26 protein-coding genes are annotated in these 25,425 nt (G+C 55.2%); 14 read left to right on the top strand and 12 right to left on the bottom strand.

All coding sequences use genetic code 11. The features are described 5' to 3' along the window. Positions 1-16: 16 nt before the first annotated feature. Genes ACOTYN_RS10115 through ACOTYN_RS10130 form a run of 4 tightly spaced genes read left to right on the top strand, consistent with a single transcriptional unit; the run spans position 17 to position 2,510 of the window. On the top strand, positions 17-520 hold the full coding sequence (locus tag ACOTYN_RS10115; RefSeq protein WP_014883784.1) for a hypothetical protein: 504 nt from the start codon (positions 17-19) through the stop codon (positions 518-520). A gap of 9 nt (positions 521-529) precedes the next feature. Continuing rightward, entirely contained in the window at positions 530-976 is a 447-nt protein-coding gene (locus tag ACOTYN_RS10120) for a DUF421 domain-containing protein (protein WP_014883785.1), read from the top strand. 11 nt (positions 977-987) lie between these two features. Next, entirely contained in the window at positions 988-1,506 is a 519-nt protein-coding gene (locus ACOTYN_RS10125; protein WP_014883786.1) for a 2-oxo-tetronate isomerase, read from the top strand. A gap of 17 nt (positions 1,507-1,523) precedes the next feature. Next, entirely contained in the window at positions 1,524-2,510 is a 987-nt protein-coding gene (locus tag ACOTYN_RS10130) for an SDR family oxidoreductase (protein WP_014883787.1), read from the top strand. On the opposite strand, the gene ACOTYN_RS10135 is transcribed toward ACOTYN_RS10130, so the two are convergent. From ACOTYN_RS10135 to ACOTYN_RS10170, 8 genes are all read right to left on the bottom strand, one after another. After that, positions 2,511-4,136, bottom strand: a complete 1,626-nt coding sequence (locus ACOTYN_RS10135; RefSeq protein ID WP_087529312.1) for an alpha-amylase family protein — start codon at positions 4,134-4,136, stop codon at positions 2,511-2,513. A gap of 8 nt (positions 4,137-4,144) precedes the next feature. Continuing rightward, positions 4,145-5,155, bottom strand: a complete 1,011-nt coding sequence (cydB, locus tag ACOTYN_RS10140; RefSeq protein ID WP_014883788.1) for a cytochrome d ubiquinol oxidase subunit II — start codon at positions 5,153-5,155, stop codon at positions 4,145-4,147. Next, a complete protein-coding gene (locus ACOTYN_RS10145; RefSeq protein WP_014883789.1) occupies positions 5,155-6,558 on the bottom strand; it encodes a cytochrome ubiquinol oxidase subunit I in 1,404 nt (467 codons plus the stop codon). Before ACOTYN_RS10145 ends, cydB begins: the two co-directional genes overlap by 1 nt. 68 nt (positions 6,559-6,626) lie before the next feature. Further along, positions 6,627-7,499, bottom strand: a complete 873-nt coding sequence (locus ACOTYN_RS10150) for a manganese catalase family protein (protein WP_008502274.1) — start codon at positions 7,497-7,499, stop codon at positions 6,627-6,629. 15 nt (positions 7,500-7,514) lie between these two features. Further along, on the bottom strand, positions 7,515-8,021 hold the full coding sequence (locus ACOTYN_RS10155; RefSeq protein ID WP_014883791.1) for a ferritin-like domain-containing protein: 507 nt from the start codon (positions 8,019-8,021) through the stop codon (positions 7,515-7,517). 24 nt (positions 8,022-8,045) lie between these two features. Then, a complete protein-coding gene (locus tag ACOTYN_RS10160; RefSeq protein WP_023335667.1) occupies positions 8,046-8,249 on the bottom strand; it encodes a hypothetical protein in 204 nt (67 codons plus the stop codon). Positions 8,250-8,272: 23 nt separating this feature from the next. Then, positions 8,273-8,767 (bottom strand): ferritin-like domain-containing protein, encoded by a 495-nt coding sequence (locus ACOTYN_RS10165; protein WP_023337266.1) that lies wholly within the window; start codon positions 8,765-8,767, stop codon positions 8,273-8,275. A 94-nt stretch (positions 8,768-8,861) separates the two neighbouring features. After that, on the bottom strand, positions 8,862-9,047 hold the full coding sequence (locus ACOTYN_RS10170; protein WP_014883792.1) for a general stress protein: 186 nt from the start codon (positions 9,045-9,047) through the stop codon (positions 8,862-8,864). A gap of 527 nt (positions 9,048-9,574) precedes the next feature. Here ACOTYN_RS10170 and hglS point away from each other — a divergent pair. Both hglS and ACOTYN_RS10180 read left to right on the top strand, forming a co-directional pair. Next, positions 9,575-10,918 carry a 2-oxoadipate dioxygenase/decarboxylase HglS gene (hglS, locus tag ACOTYN_RS10175; protein ID WP_071922250.1) on the top strand — a complete coding sequence of 448 codons (1,344 nt, stop codon included), beginning with the start codon at positions 9,575-9,577 and terminating at the stop codon, positions 10,916-10,918. 43 nt (positions 10,919-10,961) lie between these two features. After that, positions 10,962-12,467, top strand: coding sequence for a carboxylesterase/lipase family protein (locus tag ACOTYN_RS10180; RefSeq protein ID WP_063434410.1), 1,506 nt, complete (start codon positions 10,962-10,964; stop codon positions 12,465-12,467). Here ACOTYN_RS10180 and ACOTYN_RS10185 read toward each other — a convergent pair. After that, positions 12,454-13,296 carry a LysR family transcriptional regulator gene (locus ACOTYN_RS10185; protein WP_023330388.1) on the bottom strand — a complete coding sequence of 281 codons (843 nt, stop codon included), beginning with the start codon at positions 13,294-13,296 and terminating at the stop codon, positions 12,454-12,456. The two genes, ACOTYN_RS10180 and ACOTYN_RS10185, sit on opposite strands and share 14 nt — an antisense overlap. 114 nt (positions 13,297-13,410) lie before the next feature. Between ACOTYN_RS10185 and ACOTYN_RS10190 the strand changes: the two genes are divergently transcribed. From ACOTYN_RS10190 to rimL, 4 genes are all read left to right on the top strand, one after another. Continuing rightward, entirely contained in the window at positions 13,411-14,580 is a 1,170-nt protein-coding gene (locus tag ACOTYN_RS10190; protein ID WP_063434409.1) for a pyridoxal phosphate-dependent aminotransferase, read from the top strand. 10 nt (positions 14,581-14,590) lie between these two features. Next, entirely contained in the window at positions 14,591-15,364 is a 774-nt protein-coding gene (locus ACOTYN_RS10195; protein ID WP_023330389.1) for a transporter substrate-binding domain-containing protein, read from the top strand. A gap of 242 nt (positions 15,365-15,606) precedes the next feature. Then, the gene (locus tag ACOTYN_RS10200) at positions 15,607-17,262 is read left to right on the top strand and encodes a glucan biosynthesis protein D (protein WP_014883798.1); all 1,656 of its coding nucleotides are present in this window, start codon (positions 15,607-15,609) and stop codon (positions 17,260-17,262) included. 105 nt (positions 17,263-17,367) lie between these two features. Further along, positions 17,368-17,907 (top strand): 50S ribosomal protein L7/L12-serine acetyltransferase, encoded by a 540-nt coding sequence (gene rimL, locus ACOTYN_RS10205; RefSeq protein ID WP_045134045.1) that lies wholly within the window; start codon positions 17,368-17,370, stop codon positions 17,905-17,907. Here the strand turns inward: rimL and ydcK are convergent. Next, on the bottom strand, positions 17,902-18,882 hold the full coding sequence (gene ydcK / locus ACOTYN_RS10210) for a YdcK family protein (RefSeq protein ID WP_023330392.1): 981 nt from the start codon (positions 18,880-18,882) through the stop codon (positions 17,902-17,904). The two genes, rimL and ydcK, sit on opposite strands and share 6 nt — an antisense overlap. A 122-nt stretch (positions 18,883-19,004) precedes the next feature. Here ydcK and tehA point away from each other — a divergent pair, with 122 nt between their 5' ends. Beyond that, a complete protein-coding gene (gene tehA, locus ACOTYN_RS10215) occupies positions 19,005-20,006 on the top strand; it encodes a dicarboxylate transporter/tellurite-resistance protein TehA (protein WP_071922248.1) in 1,002 nt (333 codons plus the stop codon). Next, positions 20,006-20,599, top strand: a complete 594-nt coding sequence (tehB, locus tag ACOTYN_RS10220; protein WP_045268131.1) for a tellurite resistance methyltransferase TehB — start codon at positions 20,006-20,008, stop codon at positions 20,597-20,599. The genes tehA and tehB overlap by 1 nt, the downstream gene beginning before the upstream one ends. On the opposite strand, the gene pepT is transcribed toward tehB, so the two are convergent. Next, positions 20,596-21,825 (bottom strand): peptidase T, encoded by a 1,230-nt coding sequence (gene pepT, locus ACOTYN_RS10225; RefSeq protein ID WP_332957521.1) that lies wholly within the window; start codon positions 21,823-21,825, stop codon positions 20,596-20,598. The two genes, tehB and pepT, sit on opposite strands and share 4 nt — an antisense overlap. Before the next feature lie 111 nt (positions 21,826-21,936). Between pepT and ACOTYN_RS10230 the strand changes: the two genes are divergently transcribed. Together ACOTYN_RS10230 and ACOTYN_RS10235 are read left to right on the top strand one after the other, a co-directional pair. Next, positions 21,937-23,532 (top strand): ABC transporter substrate-binding protein, encoded by a 1,596-nt coding sequence (locus ACOTYN_RS10230; protein WP_071922247.1) that lies wholly within the window; start codon positions 21,937-21,939, stop codon positions 23,530-23,532. 135 nt (positions 23,533-23,667) lie between these two features. Next, positions 23,668-24,342, top strand: a complete 675-nt coding sequence (locus ACOTYN_RS10235) for a DUF3313 domain-containing protein (protein ID WP_023330395.1) — start codon at positions 23,668-23,670, stop codon at positions 24,340-24,342. A gap of 34 nt (positions 24,343-24,376) precedes the next feature. Here ACOTYN_RS10235 and ACOTYN_RS10240 read toward each other — a convergent pair whose 3' ends face one another. Further along, positions 24,377-25,273: a DMT family transporter gene (locus ACOTYN_RS10240; RefSeq protein ID WP_014883806.1), complete on the bottom strand. Its 897-nt coding sequence runs from the start codon at positions 25,271-25,273 to the stop codon at positions 24,377-24,379. Positions 25,274-25,425: the final 152 nt, after the last annotated feature.

Genomic DNA, 25,425 nt, shown 5'->3' on the forward strand with positions numbered 1-25,425 from the left:
AACGGTGACGACAACCATGAAGCGTGAAAATGAAAAGTTACCCGGGATAGATGAGAGTTATCGCTTGCTCAGGTTTGAATATGCATTTCGCCAGGTGGGTTTTGTGCTGCTTTTAGGTATTATCATCGCAGCGATGGCCGGTCTGTTTTCCAGCGGCATGGTGAGCGACACGTCCAGGACCAATTCTGCTAAATCTCTGACCATTCACTATGAACGCTTTGGCCGTCGGGAGACCGAGTCAAGGATGCAATTTACGTTTCCGGTGAAAACGGCGGGTCACTTCACGCTCAGCATCACCAGCGAGCGCAGCGACGTTTACGAACCCGGCAGCGTCTGGCCGCAGCCGGACAGAATGTATAGCCGTGGGAAAACCCTCTATTTCGTCTATGACACGCTCCAGAAGTCAGACAGGTTCTCCGTGTTGTACTTCACGACCCCGACCCGGGCCGGTAAGTGGAATACTGTCATCCGCGCAAACAACGAGCCGGAGATCACCGTCTGGCAATTTATTTACCCGTAGGAGGCTGATATGGATATGGTCTTTCGTGCGCTGGCGATTTATCTGTTTCTCGTGGTGGTATTTAAAGTGGCGGGGCGACGCGCGCTGCTACAGATGACCAGCTTTGATCTTATTCTGCTGTTAATTATTAGTGAAGCCACGCAGCAGGCGCTTCTGGGGCAGGACTTTTCTGTCACCGGGGCGATGATAACGATTACCACGCTGGTGGTAGTGGATATTCTCTTTGGGTTGATGAAGAAATATTTTTCCCCGGTGGAAAATATTCTGGATGGTAATCCCGTCATTCTGGTAGAGAATGGCGTGCCGTTAGCGGATAAACTTAAAAAAGTCGACGTATCCTGTGATGATATTCTGGTGTCAGCGCGTCAGAATAATGGCATTACAAAAATGAGTGAAATCAAATATGCCATATTCGAACGTAATGGGCATATTTCAATCATTCCTTTTGAGAAATAAGAGGCGGCAAAATGAGCAATCTGTTTCACGACGATCATTATACCGTAAGTGAATTAACGAAAAAGCTGGCGAGTAAATTAACCGATGCCGGGCTGCGCTTAACCACGGCGGAATCCTGTACGGGGGGAAAGCTCTCGGTCGCGTTGTGCGCAGAAGAGAACACCGCCGATTTTTATGATGTCGGGCTGGTGGTGTTCAGCGATGAAGCAAAAGCGCGGATCCTCGGCGTGCGTTCTGAAACGCTGGCGCGCTATACCGCCGTCAGCGAACCGACGGTGGGCGAGATGGCCGCCAGTATCCGCGATATGGCCCAGGCGGATATCAGCATTGCCATCAGCGGATACGCAGGCCCTGAAGGGGGCGACGATGGGACGGCGGCAGGGACGGTCTGCTTTGGCTGGAATATTTGCGGCGAGACGAAAACCCGGACCGTTCTTTTCTCCGGTGACTGTCAGGACGTGGTGGAAAAAGCGGTGCATTTTGCGCTGGCTGAACTGGTAACAACCTTGTCGGACGACAATATCGGGTAAATTCACGTGGAGGTTGTATGGCTGTCATAGTGATTACTGGCGGGACGGCGGGCGTGGGAAAAGCCACGGCACTGCACTTTGCAAAGGCGGGCTACGATGTGGGACTTATCGCCCGCGATGAAGCCAGCCTGCACTCCACTCAGGAGGAATTAAAGCGCTTTGGGGTCAATGCCCACGCGGTGCAGGCGGACGTCGCCGACAGTCAGGCGGTGGTGGATGCGGCTAACGAGATTGAGTATCGCCTTGGGGCGATTGACGTGTGGGTTAACAATGCCATGGGCGCCGTGCTGGCACCGTTTCGCACCCTTACGCCGGATGAGTTTCGTCGTGTGACTGACGTGACCTACCTCGGCTTTGTCAACGGCACTCGCGCCGCGCTGGAGCTGATGGTGCCCCGCGACAGAGGCGTGATTATCCAGGTGGGATCCGCGCTGGCCTACCGTTCCATTCCTTTGCAGTCCGCTTACTGTGGCGCCAAAGCGGCGATCCGCGGCTTCACCGATGCGGTGCGTACCGAACTGATGCATGAAAACAGCCGGGTTCAGCTTTCGATGGTTCAGATGCCGGGGCTTAACACGCCGCAGTTCGAATGGGCGAGGAATAAGTTCGCCTGGGCGATGCGCCCGGTGCCACCGGTTTTTGAGCCCGAAGTCGCCGCCCGCGCCATCTTTAAGGTTGCACAAAAACCGGTACGGGAACTGTGGGTGGGAAGCAGCACGATTCAGTCGATCGTCGGGCAATTTCTTTTCCCGGGTTTACTTGACCGGCTGATGGTTAAAAAAGCCTGGGAAGGTCAGATGACCGACGATCTGAACGCACCGGATCGCCGGGACTATCTTGACCAGCCGGTTAATGATCTGCACAAAATCCATGGCCGTTTTACAGACGAGGCGAAGAACCGAGCCCCGTCTGTCACCTCCGGTATGCCTGGCAAGGTGGCACTGGGCGCCCTCGCGGTGGCGGGGATTATGCTGACCCGCCTGATAATTCGAGGGAGAAGATAATCAGCGCAGCGCGCTACGGTGGGTCCAGAACCAGCGGTAACCGTAGCCGCCAAGAGTGAGCTCGACGGTTTTGCCGCACACCAGCGCGTCGTCGTAGCGTTTGTCCGAGAGACAGGCAGTCCAGGTGGCATTGCGGATCCCTTTTGCGGCGAACTTCACCGGCTGGTCGCTGAAGTTGACGAAGGTCAGGATGCTGCGTTCATCGGTCTCGTAATACAGCCCCAGCACCGCGTCATGATCGAGGGTAATGAGACGAAAGGGCGCAACGGCAATTTCGGGGAACTCTGAGCGGGTATTGGCAATATCCATGATTCGGTGCAGAAGCGAGTTGCGGTGAAGCAGCGAATCAGCGACGTTGATTTTCTGATAGCGATACGGGCCGCGATCGATGATGGGGGCAATAAATTTTTCCGGATTGGCCGCGGAAAAACCGCCCCCCGCCGATCCGGCCCACTGCATCGGCGTACGAACGGCGTAACGCTCTTCCAGTTCCAGGTCGTCGCCCATGCCGATCTCATCCCCGTAGCGCATCACCGGGACACCCGGCAGGGAAAAGAGCACGGCGTGACAGAACGCCAGTCGCTTGTGATCGCCATTCAGCATCGGCGCCAGGCGGCGGCGGATCCCGCGCTGATAGACGTTCATCTCTTCGTCAGGGGCGAAGGTATCAAGGACAAACTGCTTATCTTTCTGACTAATGCCCTCCAGATCCAGCTCGTCATGATTGCGCAGCCAGTTGGCAAAACAGCATGAGTCGGGCGGGACGATCATCTTTTTCACCGCATTACGCAGCGGACGGGCGCTTTTCCTCGCCAGGCTGACGTAGAAATACTTATTGAGCCAGAAATTGAGCACCAGATTCAGGCGATCGTTATTGCCGAAGTAGTCTTTATATGTCTTGACGTCGACGTCGACTTCACCAAGCAGGATCGCGTCTGGATTACGTTGCTCAATAAGACGGCGCATATGCTCCAGGATCCACAGCCCTTTTTTTTCGTCACCGTTTCCTGCCTGTCTGGTGAGGTGGGTGGCGGCATCCAGGCGAAAGCCCGACACCCCCAGCTTAAGCCAGAACAGAATGATGTTCTCAATCTCTTTAAGTACCGCAGGCGAGGTCAGGTTCAGATCCGGCTCATGGCGATAAAACATATGCCGGTAGTACTGTCCCGCCTCGTCGTCCCAGCTCCAGACGCTCTTTTCCACGCCGGGAAACATTGGGGGCGTGTCGTCATCGTCGTTGTCCGACCAGAGGTAGTAATCACGATAGGGGGATGCCGGGTTTCGGCGGGCCTGCTGGAACCACGGATGCGCGTCTGAGGTATGCTGGATCAGCAGCTCAATTATGACCTGCATGCCCAGCTCCCGGGCCTGTTCGATAAAGGCGATGATATCGGCCAGTTTACCGAAGCGCGGATCCACCTGCAGATGGTCGCTAACGTCGTAGCCTTCGTCCAGAAAGGGGGTGAGGTAAAATGGGGTGATCCAGATAACCGTCGCGCCCATGCGGCGGATATAACGCAGCTTGGCCGCAATTCCGGCGATGTCTCCACAACCATCGCCGTTCATATCATAAAACAGTGCGGTATCAATTTGATAAATAATGGCCCGTGTATGCCAGTCTGTCATAGCGTTCCTCAGTGATAGCCTTCAGTATCCGACACTTTGCCCCGGAAGACGTAGTAGCTCCAGGCGGTGTACACCAGAATCACCGGAATGATCAGCAGGGTGCCGACCAGCATAAATAGCTGGCTGGCGGGCGGTGCCGCGGCTTCCCACAGGGTGATATGGGGCGGAATAATGTTTGGCCACAGGCTGATACCCAGGCCGCTAAAACCGAGGAAGATCAGCCCCAGCGTGAGCAGGAACGGACGCGAGTGGCTGGCCGGGTTGCGGGTCAGCCGCCAGATCAGCACCGTAAACAGCCCTACCAGCAGGGGAACCGGCAGGAACCAGAAGAAGTTGGGCAAGGTAAACCAGCGGTCGGCCACGTACTGCCAGCCAAGCGGCGTCCAGACGCTGACCACCGCAATAACCACCACCAGTGCCAGCAGCACGTGGCGCGTCAGCTCGCGCATGCGGTTTTGCAGTGCGCCTTCGCTTTTCATTATGAGCCAGGTGGTCCCCAGCAGCGTATAGGCAACGACCAGCCCGATGCCACAGAAAAGATTGAAGGGCGTCAGCCAGTCAAGCGCAGAGCCGACAAAGCGCCGGCCTTCCACGTCAAAGCCATTGATCACTGCCCCTACGACGATCCCCTGGCTGAAGGTGGCGAGCAAGGACCCGCCTGCGAAGGAGTAGTCCCAGAATTTGCGGTGTGAGGGCGTCGCTTTAAAACGGAACTCAAAGGCGACGCCGCGAAAGATGAGGCCGATGAGCATGGCGGTGAGGGGGATGGTCAACGCATCAATAATCACCGCGTAGGCCAGCGGAAACGCGCCGAACAATCCCGCGCCGCCGAGCACCAGCCAGGTTTCGTTACCGTCCCACACCGGGGCCACGCTGTTAACCATCACATCGCGTTCCCTGGCATCGCCCACGAAGTTGAACAGCAGACCGATGCCCAAATCAAAGCCATCCATAATGATGTACATCAGCGTGGCAAAGACGATGATGGCAAACCAGATAACAGCGATATCAACGCCCATCAGATTCTCTCCTGTTCTGAAACGGACTCCGCGGCAGACAGCGGACGGGCGGGAGTGCCCGACGTGTTTGACGTCAGCGTATCGACGGGCTGCGGACCTTTCTTAATCAACCTGATGAGGTAAACATACCCCACGCCGAACACCGACGAGTAGACAACGAAGAAGGCCAGCAAGCTGATGCTCATTTGCAGAGTACTGTGCAGGGAGACCGCATCAATCGTGCGCAGATAACCATAGACCACCCACGGTTGACGGCCCACTTCGGTGGTTACCCAGCCGGCGAGCAGCGCCAGCAGCCCCGCTGGCCCCATGCAGAGCGCAAACCAGTGGAACGGGCGCGAGTGGAAAAGCCGGTGACGGTAGCGTAGCCAGAGGCTGAGCAGACCGAGGGTAATCATCAGCAGCCCCATCCCGACCATGATGCGGAACGACCAGAAAACGATGGTCGAGTTTGGGCGATCTTCTTTCGGGAAATCTTTCAGGGCCGGAACCTGTTTATCCAGGCTATGCGTCAGGATCAGGCTGCCGAGCGCGGGGATCTCGAGGCCGTATTTGGTGCGTTCCTCCTCCATATCCGGCAGGCCAAACAGCAGCAGTGGGGTGGCCTCGCCGGGCGGATTTTCCCAGTGTCCCTCAATGGCGGCGATTTTGGCGGGCTGATGCTCAAGCGTGTTCAGGCCGTGCATATCGCCCACAACAGCCTGGATGGGGGCGACCAGTAGCGCCATCCACATGGCCATCGAGAACATGGTCCGGATGGCGGGCGTATCGTTACCGCGCAGCAGGTGCCAGGCACCCGACGCGCCAACAAACAGCGCGCTGCTCAGAAACGCGGCAATAGCCATATGAATCAGGCGATAAGGGAAGGAGGGGTTAAAGACGATTGCCAGCCAGTCTTGCGGAATGACCTGTCCGTTCTCGATGGTGAACCCCTGCGGCGTATGCATCCAGCTGTTGGAGGCGAGGATCCAGAAGGTCGACATTAAGGTGCCGAGCGCGACCATGCAGGTGGAAAAGAAGTGCAGGCCCGGGCCAACCTTATTCCAGCCGAACATCATTACACCCAGGAAACCGGCTTCCAGGAAGAAAGCGGTTAAGACTTCATAGGTGAGGAGTGGACCGGTGATACTGCCCGCGAACTGTGAGAATCCGCTCCAGTTGGTGCCAAACTGGTACGCCATGACCAATCCGGAAACGACCCCCATACCGAAGTTAACGGCAAATATCTTGAGCCAGAAATGGTACAACGATCGCCAGACGTCGTTTTTGGTGCGCAGCCACATGCCCTCCAGCACAACCAGATAGCTGGCGAGGCCGATGGTGATCGCAGGAAAAAGGATATGAAACGAGACGGTAAAAGCGAACTGAATTCTGGCCAGATGGAACGCGTCGAGTTCGAACATGGTCCGTACCTCTGAAACGATGGGGCACGAGAATTGCCGGGCAGTTTATGGCTGCCCGGCAAAACCGATTACGGTTTAGTCTTACCGGCACCCAGCTCGGCACCGGTCAGCGGGTCGGAATGTGGATCGGACTTCGTACGGGCAGACATCGCCTTGACCAGGGTTGCCTGTTCGGTTGTGAGCGTGACGCTTGCGCTGCCATCGCCGCCGTCAACCGCAGGCTGGGGGGACTCAACGTAATCGAAATGTTTATCGCTGTTCCAGCTTCCGCGAACCTCTCCACCTTCAGACATATTGTAGTACTTGTTGGTGAATTCCTCGATTGGCGGCAATTTTCCCGGCGGGAAATTATTACGGATAGACTGCAGCGCCTTCTCAAAGGAGAGCTGATGCGCCGCCTCGCGCGTCATCAGAAACGCCAGGGCATCCTTTACGCCGGGATCGTCGGTCACGTTGATCAGACGTTCATAGATGATTTTCGCTCTTGCCTCTGCTGCCACGTTTGAGCGCAGGTCCGCCGTTGGCTCGCCGATGGTGTCCACGTAGGCCGCCGTCCAGGGCACGCCCGCAGAGTTAGTGAGCGGGGTGCCACCACCGTAGAGCAGGGAGGTAATATGGCTGTCATTGCCGTTTTCGGTCATGGACCGATACAGCTCGGCCTCGTTTTCCACCCCTTCCGCCAGCGCGCCTTTCGCGCCTTTATTCAGCATGCCCACCAGGGTACCGATGATTTCGAGGTGGCTTAACTCCTCGGTCGCGATATCCATCAGCATATCTTTACGGCCCGGATCGTCATCGCTCAATCCTTGCGTAAAGTACCGGCAGGCGGCAGCCAGTTCGCCCTGCGGCCCACCGAACTGTTCCAGTAAAAGATTGGCGAGGCCTGGGTTCGGTTCAGCAACGCGAACCGTGTATTGCAGCTGTTTAACGTGTCGGAACATGGCGATTCTCCCTGATTATTTTTTTGCTTCGACGCCCGATGCGTCTGAACGCAGCAGGAACTGTTCCGTGGTCTGCGGAATATGACGAATCAACCAGTCGGCCATTTCGCGCTCTTCGGCGAGGATCGTTTCAATAGCGGGTATCGAGGCGGTATCGCCCGCTTTTTTCGCCGCCGCGAGCAGGGAGGTATAGCAGGCGATTTCAAACTGTTCGAAAACATAGCCGCTGATCGACCCCTTAACGATCTCATCAGACGGGAACATGCCGCCGATGGACTGCCCCAGCGCCGCCATTTTGCTCATCGAGTCTTTTAAAACTGAACGAGAAATATCATTCCGGTCGAGGATTTCTTCCAGCAAGGTAATTTGCCGTTTTGTCTCATTAATATGCTGCTCAATTCTGGCGCGAACATCAGGATAATTATCAATACGGCTGGCCATGGATTCCAGCATAGATTCGGCTTGCTTTTCCATCGCATGGGCATCGCGTAGCCAGTCATGGTAGTGTTCTACGTGATTCATCATTGTATCCTCATTAGGGTTCGCTTATTTGGTCTCACTTTCAGCAGCCTGATCGGCACGCGCGGCACTGTAACCAGACAAATGGCCGACAATATTAGCGTAGATGCTGATGATAATGACCCATAGTACGCTGCTCTTCCACCATATTACGGAAGGGATAGCGAGAATGAACCATATTATAGCTGCCGTTAAATGGCACCGTTTAATTGTCCTGGGACTGATGCTCATTTTATTTAACCTGTGTTATAGCGTCATTTTTGCGCTTTTTGGTTAATATTTCCTACGGCCAGATCGGTGAGTTTAAGGTCGGTCTCTTTTTCTTCTTCCAGTGTTTCTGCAAGAAGCTTAACGGCTTTTTTATAGCCAAGCTGCTCTGCCAGGGTGGCAAGGGTACCGTAGCTGGCAATTTCGTAATGCTCCACTTTTTGGGCTGCGGCAATTAACGCGGCATCACGCACTTCATTTTTTTCCGTGCTTTCGATGACTTCGTTCGCCTCTTCAATTAAGCCTTCCATTGCCACGCATTTCATGCGCTTGAGCTTGATACCGTCTTCCTGCTCGATAATCTGATCGATGCGTTCGATCTGACCCTGCGTCTCCTCGAGGTGTGCGGTAAAGGCGGCGCTCAGTTTCTCACTGGACGCGGCACGCGCAAGCTTGCTTAACGCTCGGGTAAGCTGCTTTTCTGCGCTGTAGGTATCCGACAGAAGATGAATAAATACATCCTCTACACTTTTCATATTCATAATTATTACGCTCCGGTAAAATAAAGAAAGGGTACTGCGAGCTTTTCAGCCCGCAGCATGCTCTCTGGTTTTATTAAAAGAGTACTAAATAAGATCAGGAGTTATCAGATTTACGGCCTCCGCCGTGACTGTTCTGTCCCCCTTTCTTACCCGCTTCAGATGCGCGTTGCGGATCGTTTTTAAAATTACCACCGCTGTGCTGGCCACCTTTACGACCAGCTTCTGATGCTTTTTCACGGTCTTGCGCGAAATTACCTGAACCACCACGATGCTCTGCCATATTAAACCTCATGTTCATATATTGGTTATGTCAGTACGATACGAATATATTTCGTATCACTCGTCGTTCGAGTAATAACTCTAGTCGCTGAGCGCCATTCGTCAAATGCGCTTTGCTATTTGCGGTATCGTTATTTTGAAATAATGAAGGCTTTACGCTTCGCTTACCTTGAAAATATGAAGAGGTGGGAAGGACTTGTAAGCGAAGGGTGGGATTAGTCCTAAGTTTGCACTAAAAATTTGAAAGCTGAGGGTAAAAATCACGGTATGCTCAATCCGATTATTTTACAGACGGTAAGACCTGAAAAACGTACTCCTTTATAGCTATAAAACAGCACCAAAAATAATCATAGGGAAATTCCAGAGAAAAATAACGAGGCGGCAGAACCGTCCTGATAAGGTCTGCTCAAGCTCCGGTAGCACACGGTTTGACCACTGTCGTCTTAAGATCACAAATCAGAAATTCTTCCCCCCGGAAGGAACGGGTTTCTCTACACTCCAGGTAATATTCACTGGAGGCATGACATCATGGCGAACACCATCACGGCTGATGATATTCGGGAACATTTTTCGCAGGCTATGTCGGCGATGTACCAGCAGGAAGTTCCGCAGTACGGCACGTTGCTCGAACTGGTCGCGGACGTAAACCTGGCGGTTCTGGAAAATAACCCACTATTACATGAACAACTGGCGAACGCCGATGAGCTTGCCCGTCTGAACGTGGAGCGCCACGGCGCGATCCGCGTCGGCACGGCGCAAGAGCTTTCCACCCTGCGTCGTATGTTTGCCATTATGGGCATGTATCCGGTCAGCTATTACGATCTCTCCCAGGCGGGGGTGCCGGTCCACTCAACGGCGTTTCGTCCGGTAGATGATGCGGCGCTGTGCCGGAATCCGTTTCGTATCTTTACCTCACTGCTGCGCCTTGAGCTGATAGAAAACGTCCCGCTACGCGAGCGCGCGGCGGAGATCCTTGCTCAGCGGAACATTTTTACCCCGCGCTGTCTGGCACTTCTCGATCTCTGGGAATCAGAAGGGCAGTTTACTGACGCCCAGGCGCGTGAATTTGTTCAGGAAGCGCTGGAAACCTTCCGCTGGCACCGCCATGCGACGGTCGATCAGGAAACTTATCTGGCACTGCATAACGAACATCGCCTGATTGCGGATGTGGTCTGCTTCCCGGGGTGCCATATTAACCACCTCACGCCGCGCACGCTGGATATTGACCGGGTGCAGGAGCTGATGCCGAAGTATGGTATTGAGCCCAAAATTCTGATCGAAGGGCCGCCGCGTCGTGACGTGCCCGTGTTATTGCGTCAAACCAGCTTCAAGGCGCTTGAAGAGCCGGTGCTGTTTGCCGGTGAACATAAGGGCACCCACACCGCCCGCTTCGGTGAAATAGAACAGCGCGGCGTGGCGCTGACGCCGAAAGGCCGTGAACTGTACGATAGCCTGCTGGCTAAGGCCGGTACCGGCAAAGATAACCTGACGCACCAGCTTCATTTGCGTGAGATTTTCAGCGCCTTCCCGGACAGCGAGCTGTTAATGCGCCGCCAGGAACTGGCTTATTTCCGCTACCGTCTGACGCCCGCCGGGGAAGCCCATCGTCATGCGTTCCGTCCCGGCGACGATCCGCAGCCGCTGATTGAGCGCGGGTGGGTCGTTGCCCAGCCGATTACCTACGAAGATTTTCTTCCGGTCAGCGCCGCCGGGATTTTCCAGTCCAATCTCGGGAATGAAACTCAGGCGCGCAGTCACGGTAATGCCAGCCGCGACGCGTTTGAAGCCGCGCTCGGCTGCCCGGTGTATGACGAATTCACCCTCTATGAGGAGGCTGAAACGCGCAGCAAACAGCGTTGCGGTTTGCTCTGAAACCGTTACTCTGCAGGGGTGTGATGGAAAAAATAAGGTCGTTATGCAAAATCCTTCCGCCCCTGTGGTTGAAACGCGCCAGGGCGCACTGACTGGTTTAACCGATGAAAATGTCCACCGCTGGTGCGGTATTCCCTATGCTGCACCGCCAGTGGGTGACTGGCGCTGGCGCTCACCGCGCCCACCAGAACGCTGGGATGGCGTTCGCGATGCCACTGCCTTTTCGGCCTCAAGCTGGCAAAGCAGTGAATATTGTCAGGAGCTGGGCGGGGGCGATCCCGGCCAGTTCTCTGAAGACTGTCTCTATCTGAATATCTGGTCCCCCGTCGACCGCCCGGGATCGCTTCCGGTGATGGTCTGGCTGCACGGGGGCGGGTTTACGATTGGTGCCGGTGGCCTGCCACCGTATCACGGCAAATCGCTGGCCGCGCGCGGCGTGGTTGTGGTCACGATTAACTACCGTCTCGGCCATCTCGGCTTTTTCGCCCATCCCGCGCTGGAGGGGGAAGAAGAGCGGGTAGTGCATAATTTTGCTCTGTTGGATCAGATTGCCGCGCTTGAATGGGTGCGGGAGAATATCACCGCGTTTGGGGGCGACCCGCATAACGTGACCCTGTTTGGTGAGTCCGCTGGCGCCCGCAGCGTGCTGTCGTTGCTGGCCTCGCCGCTGGCGGAAGGGCTGTTCCACAAGGCGATAGTCCAGAGTGGATATACCTTGCCCGACACGCCGCGCCAGCAGGCGCTGCAAAAAGGGGAAGCACTGGCGGCCCATTTTGGGCTGGAAAACGCGACGGCAGAGCAGCTGCGCGCGATCCCGCCTGAGTCATTCTGGCCGCTGACCGCGCCACTCAACATCGCCCCGGCGCCGATCGTCGGGGATTGCGTCCTGCCGGAGGCCATGCTGGATGTTTTTTTCGCTGCCCGCCAGCACCCTGTGCCGGTGATGATAGGTTCTAACAGCGATGAAGCCAGCGTCATGGCGGTGTTTGGCATCGATCTCGCCGGGCAAATCCAGAAGCTTCGCCGGGAGCGCCGTTTTGGGCTGGGGCTCATCAAGCTGCTTTATCCGGGTGTGAAAGGCGACGAAGAGCTGGGCAGACAGGTGTGTCGCGATATGGCGTTTACCACCATGGGCTATGTCGTGATGCAGGCGCAGCAGCGTGTCGGCGGGCTTTGCTGGCGTTACTGGTTTGACTATGTCGCTGAAGCGGAGCATGCCACCTATATCAACGGCGCGTGGCATGGCAATGAAGTGCCCTACGTGTTCGATACCCTCGGCCAGGTGGAGCCTTCACGTCAGTATGTCAACGAACGGGATTTACAGTTTGCTGCCAGGGTAGCCGATTACTGGGTAAGCTTTGCGCGCGATGCCGGAACGCATGATAGCCTGTCGGGGCCGACGCACTGGCCCGCGTGCCGCAAAGGACGGGACGTGCTGCTACGTATCGGTGTGAATAAACATGCAGGTTTCAGGCTTGAAAACCGCTTTATGCGCGCGCGCATGAGCCTCTTTAAACGGGTGATGAAGCACCACGTCAGCCTCGATTAAGTAAACAGGCGCGAAACGCCGCCAGACCATTTTCTTCGTCAGGCGTTTCGCGCAGCACCAGCCGGTAGCTCGCGCCGGTTTTTACGCTTGTCTCATAGGGCCGCATCAGCCTTCCTGCACCCACATCTTCTGCCACCAGCGTTTCGTCGGCAATGGCGACGCCCAGCCCCTGAATGGCGGCGGTAATGGCGAGATCCATCGTATCGAAGTGTTGATTTTTGTGCATAACAAACCCGGGACCTTCCTGCTTCGCCAGCCACAGTGACCAGTCGGTCTTATCCCGCGTCGGGTGAAGGAACGTCAGTGAACCCAGCGCTGTACCTGCCCGCACCGGGCTGATGACCGGCGTGAGCGCCTCTTCGAACAGCAGATCGCCTGCGCTCATATGCGTGCCAAACACAATGGCCGCGTCGTAAGATTCGGTTTTGAAATTGACGTTATGATCGGTGGTGGTCGTCAGCGCGATCTGCAGATCCGGATGCGCGTGCTCCACCTCCAGCAAGCGCGGTACCAGCCAGCGCATGGCGCAGGTGGGGGCCTTAAGCCGGATCACGGTATGCTGGCTACGGGCCTGGTCGGCCACGGTCAGCAGCTGTTCGAAAGTGGATTGCAGCTCCGGAAGCAGGGCGCTGCCCTGCGGTGAGAGGCGCAGCCCGCGGGCGTGGCGCTCAAACAGCGGAAAGCCAAACCACGCCTCAAGGGAGGCGATCTTACGGCTCACGGCCCCCTGGGTCAGACACAGCTCTGCGGCGGCATGGGTAAGATTCAGATGACGCGCGGTGACTAAAAATGCGTCAATGGCGTTAAGGGGGAGCGAACGGCGAGACATTGAAGCACCTCAGCTATGCATTTTTCTCATGGCTATTATGACAACAATTCGATTGTCCCGGCAACGCACTTGTTGTTTGAATAGTTATGCAATGTCCATGAGAAGGGAAAGAGGATGACTTTACGAACGCCGGTACAAACGCGCTCCAAACTGCCAGATGTGGGGACCACCATTTTTACCGTTATCGGCCAGCTTTCGGCACAGCATAACGCCATTAACCTTTCTCAGGGCGCACCGAATTTTTCCTGTGACCCGAAACTGATTGCAGGCGTCACCCGAGCGATGGCGTCAGGGCATAACCAGTACGCGGCGATGACCGGCCTGCAGCCGCTGAAAGAACGCATTGCCGATAAAATTGCCACGCTCTACGGCACGCAGTATGACCCTGCCAGCGAGGTGCTGGTGACAGCCAGCGCCAGCGAAGGGCTCTATTCAGCGATAAGCGGTCTCGTGCACCCCGGTGATGAGGTGATCTACTTTGAACCGTCCTTTGACAGCTACGCGCCGATTGTCCGTCTGCAGGGGGCTACCCCGATTGCTATCAAACTCACGGTGCCGGATTTTGCCGTCAACTGGGATGAGGTGCGTGCCGCGATCACCCCGCGCACGCGCATGATCATCATTAACACGCCGCACAACCCGAGCGGTCAGGTCTTCTGTGCCAATGACCTGCAACAGCTGGCGGCGCTGACGCGCCAGACCGACATCATTATTTTGTCTGACGAAGTGTACGAACACGTGGTTTTTGACGGTGAACCGCATCATGGAATGGCCACGCACCCGCAGCTGGCGGAGCGCAGCGTGATTATTTCATCTTTCGGAAAAACCTATCACGTCACCGGCTGGCGCGTAGGGTATTGTGTCGCCCCGGCGGTACTGATGGATGAGATTTGTAAAGTCCATCAATTTTTAATGTTCTCTGCCGATACGCCAATGCAGTACGCCTTTGCGGAGCATATGGTCGATCCGCAAACCTGGCTGTCGCTGTCGGCGTTTTACCAGCGTAAGCGCGATCTGCTGCACGGTCTGCTGGCCGATTCGCCGTTTACCCTGCTACCGAGCGCCGGGTCGTTCTTCATGCTGGCGGATTACAGCGCGTTCAGCGATGAGCGCGACAGCGAGCTGGTGAAACGGCTGATCGTGGAGTACGGCATTGCCACCATTCCGCTGTCGGCGTTTTATGCGGACGGTACGGATAATAAATTGATTCGTCTCTCTTTTGCGAAAGATGAGGCGACGTTACGGGCAGGTGCCCAGGCCCTGTGTCGGGTTAAATCACGCTGAGGAGTATAAGATGAAATTACGCGCGTTAGTCGTCGGCATGGGATTGCTGTGTACCTTTTCGTCCTTCGCGGCGACCGAGCTGCGTTATGGTCTGGAAGCGGAATATCCGCCGTTTGAAAGCCGTAATGCCTCAGGCGAACTGGAAGGGTTTGACGTTGAGCTGGGGAATGCCATTTGCAAAGCGGCAGCGCTGAAGTGCAGCTGGGTGGAAACCTCGTTTGACGCGCTGATCCCGGGCCTGGTGGCGAAGAAGTTCGACGCCATTAATTCGGCGATGAATATCACCGAGCAGCGCCGCAAGAGCATTGATTTTACCCAGCCGATTTACCGCATTCCGTCGCAGCTGGTCGGCAAGGCCGGTACGGCGGTAGAAGCGACCCCAGAAGGGCTGAAGGGGAAAACCATTGGCGTGCTGCAGGGCTCAATTCAGGAAACCTATGCGAAAGAGCACTGGGAAAAGCAGGGTGTCACCGTGGTGTCTTATAAAGATCAGAATATGGCCTGGGGCGACCTGCTTAATGGCCGTATCGACGCCTCGCTGGTGATGTCCGCGGCCGGGCAGGCAGGTTTCCTCAGCAAGCCGCAGGGTAAAGGGTTTGGCTTCATCGGCAAACCGGTGTCTGACGACACTATCCTCGGGAGTGGGATCGGTTTTGGGTTGCGTAAAGGTGACGAGGCCACCAAAAAGCAGCTTGATGCCGCGATTGATAAAGTGCGTGCCGACGGCACGATCGCTAAACTCGCTGATAAGTACTTTCCGGGTATCGATGTCAGCGTAAAATAACCGCCTCATTAGCCCCGGTGACTGATGTCGCACCGGGGCATTTTTCTACACATTTTCCAGGCTTTCTTTACACCACTTTCGGGCCGTTCTGGTCGACAGAAAATATTTCTCACTTTGTTCATATAATCACCGGGCAACAATTGGATTCTTAACCATTTTTGTTTAGGCTGTGCGTTCTTTCTTGCCGTCATTTCGCCGAGCGCGAAACACATTCACACGACCATAAGGACGTTTTTCCAGGCATGAATCGCAGACGTTTTCTAAAAGGCTCGCTGGCAGTGGCAGCCCTGAGCGGCACCTCTGGCCTTGCTTCCCTGTTTTCCAAAGCGGCATACGCTGCTGACTCTGACATCGCTGACGGTCAGAGCCGTCGTTTTGACTTCTCCGTACTGCAATCCATGGCGCATGACCTGGCGAAAACCCCGTGGGGTGGTGCGCCACGTCCGCTGCCGGACACGCTGGCCACCATGACGCCGCAGGCGTACAACGCCATCCGCTACGATGAGAAGCAGTCTCTGTGGAACAACATTGAAGGGCGTCAGCTGGACGTGCAGTTCTTCCATATGGGAATGGGGTTCCGCCGCCGCGTGCGGATGTTCTCGCTGGACCAGTCGACCTCTATGGCGCGTGAGATCCACTTCCGACCGGAGTTGTTCAGCTACGGTGAAACCGGTGTGGATACCAAACAGCTGGAAGGGCAAAGCGATCTTGGCTTTGCAGGCTTCCGCGCCTTTAAGGCGCCGGAACTGGCGCGTCGCGATATCGTCTCTTTCCTCGGCGCAAGCTATTTCCGTGCGGTTGACGATACCTACCAGTACGGCCTTTCCGCGCGCGGTCTGGCGGTAGACACCTTTACTGACACGCCGGAAGAGTTCCCGGACTTCACCTCCTTCTGGTTTGAAACCGTTAAGCCAGGTGACACCACGTTTACCGTCTATACGCTGCTGGACAGCCCGAGCATTACCGGTGCCTATAAGTTCGTGATCCACTGCGAGAAGAGCCAGGTGATCATGGAGGTGGAAAACCACCTCTATGCGCGTAAAGACATTAAACAGCTCGGCATCGCGCCGATGACCAGTATGTTCAGCTGCGGCAATAACGAACGACGCATGTGCGACACCATTCACCCACAAATCCATGACTCAGACCGTCTGGCGATGTGGCGCGGCAACGGAGAGTGGATCTGCCGTCCGCTGAACAACCCGCAGAAGCTGCAGTTCAACGCCTATATGGACAAAAACCCAAAAGGGTTTGGTCTGCTGCAGCTGGATCGTGATTTCTCGCACTATCAGGACGTGATGGGCTGGTATAACAAGCGTCCAAGCCTGTGGGTAGAACCGCGCAACGACTGGGGTAAAGGCGCGGTTGGTCTGATGGAGATCCCGACCACCGGTGAAACGCTGGATAACGTGGTCTGCTTCTGGCAGCCGGAGAAAACGGTGAAAGCGGGCGACGAGCTGGACTTTAAATATCGCCTGTACTGGAGCGCAATGCCGCCGGTGCGTTCCCCGCTGGCTAATGTTTTCGCCACCCGCACCGGCATGGGCGGTTTCCCGGAAGGCTGGGCGCCGGGTGAAAATTACCCGAAAGTGTGGGCGCGCCGCTTTGCTATCGACTTTGTCGGTGGCGACCTGAAGGCCGCTGCGCCAAAAGGCATCGAGCCGGTGATTACTCTCTCCAGCGGTGAGGCGAAGCAGGTTGAGATCCTGTACGTAGAACCGTTTGACGGTTATCGCATTCTGTTTGACTGGTACCCAACCTCGGATTCGACCGAGCCGGTAGATATGCGCCTGTTCCTGCGCTGTCAGGGGGATGCCATCAGTGAAACCTGGCTGTATCAGTATTTCCCGCCAGCGCCGGATAAACGTCACTACGTTGATGACCGGATAATGCGTTAATCCTTGTGGGATTGTGCCGGGTGGCGCTAACGCTTACCCGGCCTACAAATGCGTCCAGAGTAGGCCGGGTAAGGCGCAGCCGCCACCCGGCAATTGAGGGGCACCATGTCTGCAGAAATTATCCCCGTTACCCAGAATATCGAGCTTCGCGCCGTCGAAGAGCGCTATACCGCCGATCTCCATCACCTCGTCGTCAAAAACAAAACCTGGCTGCAAACCGCCTTTGACTGGGCGCAGCACGTGGGCGCGGAAGAGGATACCCGCCGCAATGTGCTAAGTAACCAGATGCTGCACCAGCGCGGCTATGCCAAAATGTTTTTGATCTTCCGGGATGATGCGCTGGTCGGCGTGCTGTCGTTTAATTCGATAGAGCCTGCCAACAAAGCGGGTTATATCGGTTACTGGCTGGACGAGGCGCATCAGGGGAAGGGGATCCTCTCTCAGTCATTACAGGCGTTTATGCGCTACTACGCTGAGCGCGGCGAGATCCGCCGTTTTGTGATTAAGTGTCGGGTGGCGAATCAGAGCAGCAACAACGTTGCCCGGCGCAACGGTTTTACGCTGGAAGGGTGCCTGCGGGAAGCGGAATACCTGAATGGCCGCTTTGACGATGTGAACATCTACGGGAAGATTTTTACCCTATAACGCCCCCAGCAGCGGTGTGCGGGTGATACGCTGGTCGCCGTTAATCACCTTTTCGCCACGCAGGTGAATGCTCTCACCCGAAAAGGCTTCAATGACCGCATCGTCGGTGATTTCAACCCGATGCTCGATCAACACATCGCCGCTGATCCGGGCGCGTCCCTGAATCACCACTTTATCGTCAAGCATGATCGGCCCCCCGCGCAGCCATGCCTGACCGCCGATCAGGACGTGGTGCTTAATGACGCAGTTGCCTTCCACGACGGCATTTTCCGCCACCTGCGAACTGTAGCGCACGGTGGGGATGGCGTCGTCGTCGAAACCGGCAATCAGACGGGCGTGACCATATACCTTTGCGCAGTCGCACACCCAGACGTTATTGAGATCGTTCCCTTCGAGGATCGCACTGTCGAATACCTCAGCGCGGTGTTCAATAAACGCATTGTTCACCATCGCTTCGCCGTAGATCTGTGCCTGATGCACAACGCGCGACCGGCTTACCGTCGCTTTGTCATAGATTTGCAGGATCTGGTCGTGGTCCGGCGTCAGTCCTTTGGCGGCGATGATGACGCTGTTATGCAGGATGCGCGCGTCGCCGAAGATGTGGCACTCGCCCCGCACGCAGGAGTGCTGAATGGTGACGTTGTCACTTATCCGCGCGCCGTGACTGACTTCGGCGCTGTCCAGCCAGCAGTGACCGCTGATGCGGGCGTCATGGCTGACGGTACAGGGCAGGGTCAGGCGCGCGTGATCCGACACGGTAGCACCGGCGAACACCACGCTGTTCTCGTCATAGATCCAGCAATCCCCATTCTGTGACAGGGCGCGCGCGTCATCAATCCAGCCACCTTTCGTACCGGCCGTGACATCGTTAAAATCTGCCGTGGCGATGATCTGTCGTAAGGTTGTCGTGTGGGTTGTTTCGCCGCTTTTCCATTGCCAGAGGCGGGTTTCATCGCTGAGCCGATACTTTTTCATCGTGTGATCCCTGATAAGCGTCTTCACTAAACGTAGCAAACTTTTGGTTTTTCGTTGTGCTGGCTTCCGTTGCGGAAACCCCTTAAAATGGCATTTAAAATACATTTTAAAAATTAAAATTAATGGATAAACTCAATCCCCCACAGAAAGTGCTTAACTTGCCCGCTGGGTATTTTGGCATGGTGCTTGGCATCATTGGCATGGGTTTCGCCTGGCGATACGCCAGCACGCTCTGGCCGGTGACACGGTGGCCGGGTGATGCGCTGGTGGCCCTTGCCGTTACGTGCTGGTTTTTGCTGACGGTGGCCTTTATCATCCGCGCGATCCGTTTCCCGCGCAGCGTGCTGGCAGAGATGAGGCATCCGGTGATGAGTAGCTTTGTCAGCCTTTTTCCGGCGACGACGATGCTGGTCGCCATCGGTTTTGTGCCCTGGTGCCGCCCGATTTCAGTCGCGCTTTTTGGCGTGGGGGTGGTGACACAGCTGTCTTATTCCGCCTGGCAAAGCGCGGGACTCTGGCGCGGCAACCATCCGCAAGAAGCCACGACGCCGGGTTTATATTTGCCAACCGTGGCGAATAATTTTATTAGCGCCATGGCGTGCGGCGCCCTGGGGTTTAACGACGCCGGTTTCGTGTTCCTGGGGGCGGGTGTCTTCTCCTGGCTCAGCCTGGAGCCGGTTATTCTTCAGCGCCTTCGCAGTGCCGGAGAACTTCCGACCGCGCAGCGCACCTCTTTGGGGATTCAGCTTGCGCCCGCGCTGGTGGCCTGTAGCGCCTGGTTTAGCGTTAACGGCGGTGAAGCCGACACCTTTGCCAAAATGTTGTTCGGTTATGGCCTGTTGCAACTGCTGTTTATGCTGCGTCTGTTGCCATGGTACGTATCCCAGCCGTTTAATGCTTCTTTCTGGAGTTTCTCCTTTGGTATATCCGCACTGGCAACCACCGGGCTACATCTGGGGCACAGCAGCCCGTCGGGCTTTTTCCACGTGATTGCCGTACCGCTTTTTATCTTCACCAACGTCATCATTGGGATCCTGTTGGTCCGTACTTTTATTCTGCTGCTTCAGGGCAAACTTCTGCTGCGCACTGAAAAAGCACTGCTTATGCAATCTGAGGAAAAATAATGTCCGTCGATGAAAATTACTTCACAGAGAAATATGGTTTAACCCGTACACACTCAGAGGTGGTGTACAGCGCGGGGATCGTGAAACCGGGTAAAACCCTGGATCTGGGCTGTGGCAATGGCCGTAACAGCCTTTATCTGGCGGCCAACGGGTACGAGGTCACTGCCTGGGATAAAAATCCGATGAGCATCGATAATATCGAGCGCATCAAAGCGGCAGAAGGCATTGAGAATCTTCACTCGGCCATCAAGGATCTCAACAACCTGAGCATTGACGGCGAGTATGACTTTATTCTGTCTACCGTGGTGCTGATGTTCCTGGAGGCAAAAACCATTCCGGGTCTTATCGCCAATATGCAGCGTTGCACCAAACCTGGCGGTTATAACCTGATCGTTGCTGCGATGGACACGGCGGATTATCCGTGCACCGTCGGCTTCCCGTTTGCGTTTAAAAGCGGTGAACTGAGCAACTACTATGAAGGCTGGGAGTTGCTCAAATACAACGAAGAGGTTGGCGAACTGCACCGCACCGATGAACACGGCAACCGCATCAAGCTGCGCTTTGCTACGATGCTGGCGCGCAAGTCTGCTTAACGCGCGGCCAGCAGGCAGAGTTGCAGGGCAGTGTGGTAAGACGCCTCGAACGACGACAGCGGCAAGAATTCAAACTTCGAATGGAAGTTATGCGCGCCGGTGAAGAAGTTCGGGGTGAGCAACCCTTTTGCCGAGAGCGCTGCGCCGTCTGTACCGCCGCGCATCGGCGTCGGTTTTGGGGTGATACCCAGTGATTCCATCGCCGCAAACATCAGATCGATGGCACGCCTGTCTTCGCCAATCGCATTGCTGATATTGCTGTAAGTCTCTTCAATGCGATAGTCCACTTTTGCCGTCGGATACAGGGCGGCGATCCGTGCGGTGACATCAGCAATCTGCTGCTTGCGGGAAGCAAAGTTGTCCTTGTCAAAGTCCCGGATATTGGCCTTCAGAACGGCCTCGTTCTGCCCGGCCTGAATGCCGTTAAACCAGATGTAGCCTTCACGGCCCTCCGTGCACTCTGGCGTTTGCTGGCGGTCAAACTGGTTGATAAAGTCGGTCGCCATTAATAACGGGTTTACCAGCACCCCTTTAGCAGACATCGGGTGCGCCGTTACGCCGGTAAAGCGGATCTCAGCAGCTGCCGCATTAAAATTCTCATAGACAATCTCCCCCAGCTCGCAGCAGTCAATGGTCCAGGCAAAGTCGACGTCGAAGCGTTTCAGATCTAACGCTTTTGCCCCCTTAAGGCCAGTCTCTTCGTCGGGTACAAACGCGACCACAATGTCGCCATGTTTATGCTCAGAGGTCAGGTTTTCCAGCACGGTCATGACCACGGTCACCGCTGCTTTATTATCTGCGCCTAATACGCTGGTACCGTCGCTGAAAATAATCTCTTCATTCGGGTAAGACAGAATTTCCGGATGCTCACTTACCCGTAGCCAGATCCCTTTCTCTTTATTCAGACAGAGATCTTCACCGGTAAACGTTAATATTTGTGGATGAATATCCGGTGATAATCCCACGTCCACGGTATCAATGTGAGTAATAAATCCAATGCGCGGTGCGCCGGGTACATTACCTTTTTTAACCGCCGTTACCGTGGCGAATTCGTCGATCACAATGTCGTCTAAACCCAGCTGTGCCAGCTCCTGCGCCAGCTCTCGTGCCATCTCGTGCTGCCCCGGTGTTGAGGGTAAGGTTTTGACGCTGGGATCGCTCTGACTGGTGATGGCGAGGTAACGGAAAAAGCGATGTGTTAATTGTCTGGAAAGCGGCGTGCCCATAGCGTTTTCTTCCTTATTTATTTTTCGGGTGTTTGCCACATCACTTTAATGTTATTTATGAAATGGCAAAAGAATTAATTAGCCGTCGAATTAAAAAGACAGGAATAAATGATGACAAGCAAACGCACAACATTAATGCTGGCACTTGCTGCGCTTACGGTCAGTTCCTCCGTTGCCGCGAAAACGCTGGTGTATTGCTCCGAAGGGTCACCGGAAAATTTTAATCCTCAGTTATATACCTCAGGCACCAGCGTGGATGCCAGCGCCGTACCGGTCTATAACCGGCTGGTCGATTTCAAACCCGGCACCACAGAACTGGTGCCGAGCCTGGCAGAGCGCTGGGAGGTGAGCGATGACGGTAAGGTTTATACCTTCCATCTGCGCCAGGGCGTGAAATTTCAGAGCAATAAATCCTTCACGCCGACCCGGGACTTTAACGCCGATGACGTGATCTTCTCGTTTATGCGCCAGAAAGACGTCAATCATCCTTATCACAACGTCTCTAACGGCAGCTACTCCAACTTTGAAAGCCTGGAGTTTGGCAGCCTGATAACCGCCATTGATAAAGTCGATGACCACACCGTGCGCTTTACCCTGGCACACCCGGAAGCGCCGTTTGTCGCCGATCTGGCCTGGTATTTTGCCTCGATTCTCTCTGCCGAGTATGCCGATGCGATGCTGAAAGCAGGCACGCCGGAGAAGGTGGATATGGAGCCGATCGGCACCGGGCCGTTTAAGCTGGCGCAGTATCAAAAAGATTCCCGCATCCTGTTCACGGCGTTTGCCGACTACTGGCAGGGCAAATCAAAGCTGGACCGGCTGGTGTTTACCATCACGCCGGATGCCTCCGTACGTTTTGCCAAAATTGAAAAGAACGAGTGTCAGGTAATGCCGTTCCCGAACCCGGCGGACCTGCCGCGCATGAAAGCCAATAAAAATATTAACCTGATGAACAAGGCCGGGTTGAATACCGGTTTCCTGGCGTTTAATACGCAAAAACCGCCGCTGGATAATGTGAACGTCCGCCGGGCGCTGGCGATGGCCATCAATAAGCCCGCCATTATCGACGCGGTGTTCCACGGCACCGGAACCGTCGCGAAAAATCTGTTACCGCCCGGCGTCTGGAGCGCCAACAGCGAGCTAAAGGATTACGCGTACGATCCTGAAAAAGCAAAAGCGTTGCTGAAAGAGGCGGGTCTTGCTAACGGCGTGAGCATTGACCTGTGGGCGATGCCGGTGCAGCGGCCCTATAACCCGAATGCGAAACGTATGGCCGAGATGATTCAGGCTGACTGGGCGAAAATCGGCGTACAAACCCACATTGTCACTTACGAATGGGGAGAATACCTCAAGCGGGTGAAGGGCGGGGAGCATCAGGCTGCGCTGATGGGCTGGACGACCGCAACGGGCGATCCTGACAACTTCTTTGGTCCGCTGTTTACCTGTACGTCGGCAAATGGCGGCTCCAATTCGGCGAAATGGTGCTATAAACCGTTTGATAACCTCATCGCCGAAGCAAAATCGATAACCGATCACGATAAACGTGTGGCGCTGTATCAAGAGGCCCAGCAGATGATGCATGACCAGATGCCAGCGGTCATGATTGCCCACTCAACGATTTTCGAGCCGGTGCGCAAGGAGGTGAAAGGCTACGAAATCGATCCGTTTGGCAAACATATCTTCTGGCAGGTGGATATCAATCCGTAATTTTTCGCTGCCCGGTATGAAGCCGGGCCTTCTTTTTGCAATTTGTGCTACTTACATCATTTTTTGTCACAACAAACCCGCCTGACTTTTGCTATAACTTCAAATGCATACTTGCAGATAACATGGAAAACTATCATGCGTACTCAAACTTTTTTTAAAGTTGCAGTGCTTACTGGTTTATTGGCCCTGGCAGGCTGTTCTTCAAAAGTCGCCGCCCCCGAACAATATTCAGGCTTTTTAAAAGATTACTCCGGCTTGCAACAGACGACATCTGCGACGGGCAAACCGACGCTGCGCTGGGTCGATCCTAATTATAACGAAGCGAATTACGACAGTATTATCTGGACGCCGATTACCTATTACCCTACGCCTAAACCGACCACTCAGATTGGGCAGAAAACCCTTGATGAGCTGCTGAACTACACCAATACCAAAATGAAAACGGCTATTGGTACTCGTAAGCCTATAGTGGCGACACCAGGTAAACATAGCCTGATTTTCCGGGGTGCCATTACAGGGGTGAGTTCGCAGAAAGAAGGCCTGCAGTTCTACGAAGTGGTGCCTGTCGCGCTGGTAGTGGCGGGGACGCAGATGGCAACCGGCCATCGCACCATGGATACCCATCTCTTCTTTGAAGGTGAGCTGATCGACGCAGCCACCAACAAACCGGTGATGAAGGTGGTTCGTAAGGGCGAAGGTAAAGAGCTGAGCAACGAAAGTACGCCAATGACCTTTGCGACGCTGAAGCAGGTTGTGGATGATATGGCGACAGATGCCACCATGTTTGATGTGCATAAAACAGCAAAATAAATCATGCACGGCCTGCAGATTGCAGGCCGTTTTTTTACGCCGTCCGTAAACGCCTGAACCAGGTTTCGGGTTTAGTGAACATCACCATATTCCCGCCCAGAATCAGCAGTAAACCGACGATACCGTTGAGATGCCAGACGTAGCCCTCATACACCGTTGAGATGGAGAGCGCTACCAGCGGGAAGAGTAGCGTGCTGTACGCCGCTTTCCCGGGGCCAATACGCCCGACCAGCGTGAAGTAAGCGCCGAAAGCAATCACCGAACCAAACAGAGCCAGATAGAGCAGTGCGCCGATGTAGGTTACCGTCCATTCCGGGGTAAAGCTGTCCCCTCTGAAGAGGGCAATGCAGCCCATCACCAGCGTACCGTAAAGCATCGCCCAGGCGTTGGTGGTCATGGTTTCCAGGCCTCTGCGCTGATGGCGCATGCTGATCATGTTGCCCAGCGAGAAACCATAGGTTCCGAGCGCAGAAAGGCCAATGCCCGTCAGAAGCGATACGCTCCAGCCGCTGGCAAGTAGATCGTCCCAGAAAAGGGTAATAATCCCGACCAGACCCAATGCCGCCGCCGTCCAGAAACGCGCGGGCGGGCGCTGCCCAAAGAAAATAAAGCTATTAATGGCGTTATAGAGCACCGCCATGGAGAAGATGACGGATTCCAGCCCGGTATTGATGTGCGCGGCCGCGGTATAAAAGCACCAGAAGTTAAAGCAGAAAACGCAGCATCCCTGAAGCATGCAAAAAAGGTGATCCCGTAGCGCCAGCTTACGCAGTCGACGCAGGGCAAGTAACACCACCATCATCGTGGCGCTGGCCACGGCGAAACGCCAGAAAATCGACACCGGGGCCGCCACGGGACCTTGCTGCAGGAAAATGGCAATCCAGGTGGTTCCCCAGATGACCACGACCAGTCCGTATAATAATGCGTTCATATCATTTCTCTTCTCAAACCACGAAAGCCCGCAGTATGGCGCTGAAAAGCGCCGTGGGCTTTCACCGGCTTGCGGCAGACTTGCAAAATCTTGCGCTTTTTTCTCTCCGGGGGACTGGCAACGGGGAACAACAATTCTTAGACTGACAGTTC

It is taken from the genome of Enterobacter cloacae complex sp. IR5458 (assembly GCF_049238025.1).
GTDB classification, from domain to species: Bacteria; Pseudomonadota; Gammaproteobacteria; order Enterobacterales; family Enterobacteriaceae; genus Enterobacter; species Enterobacter kobei.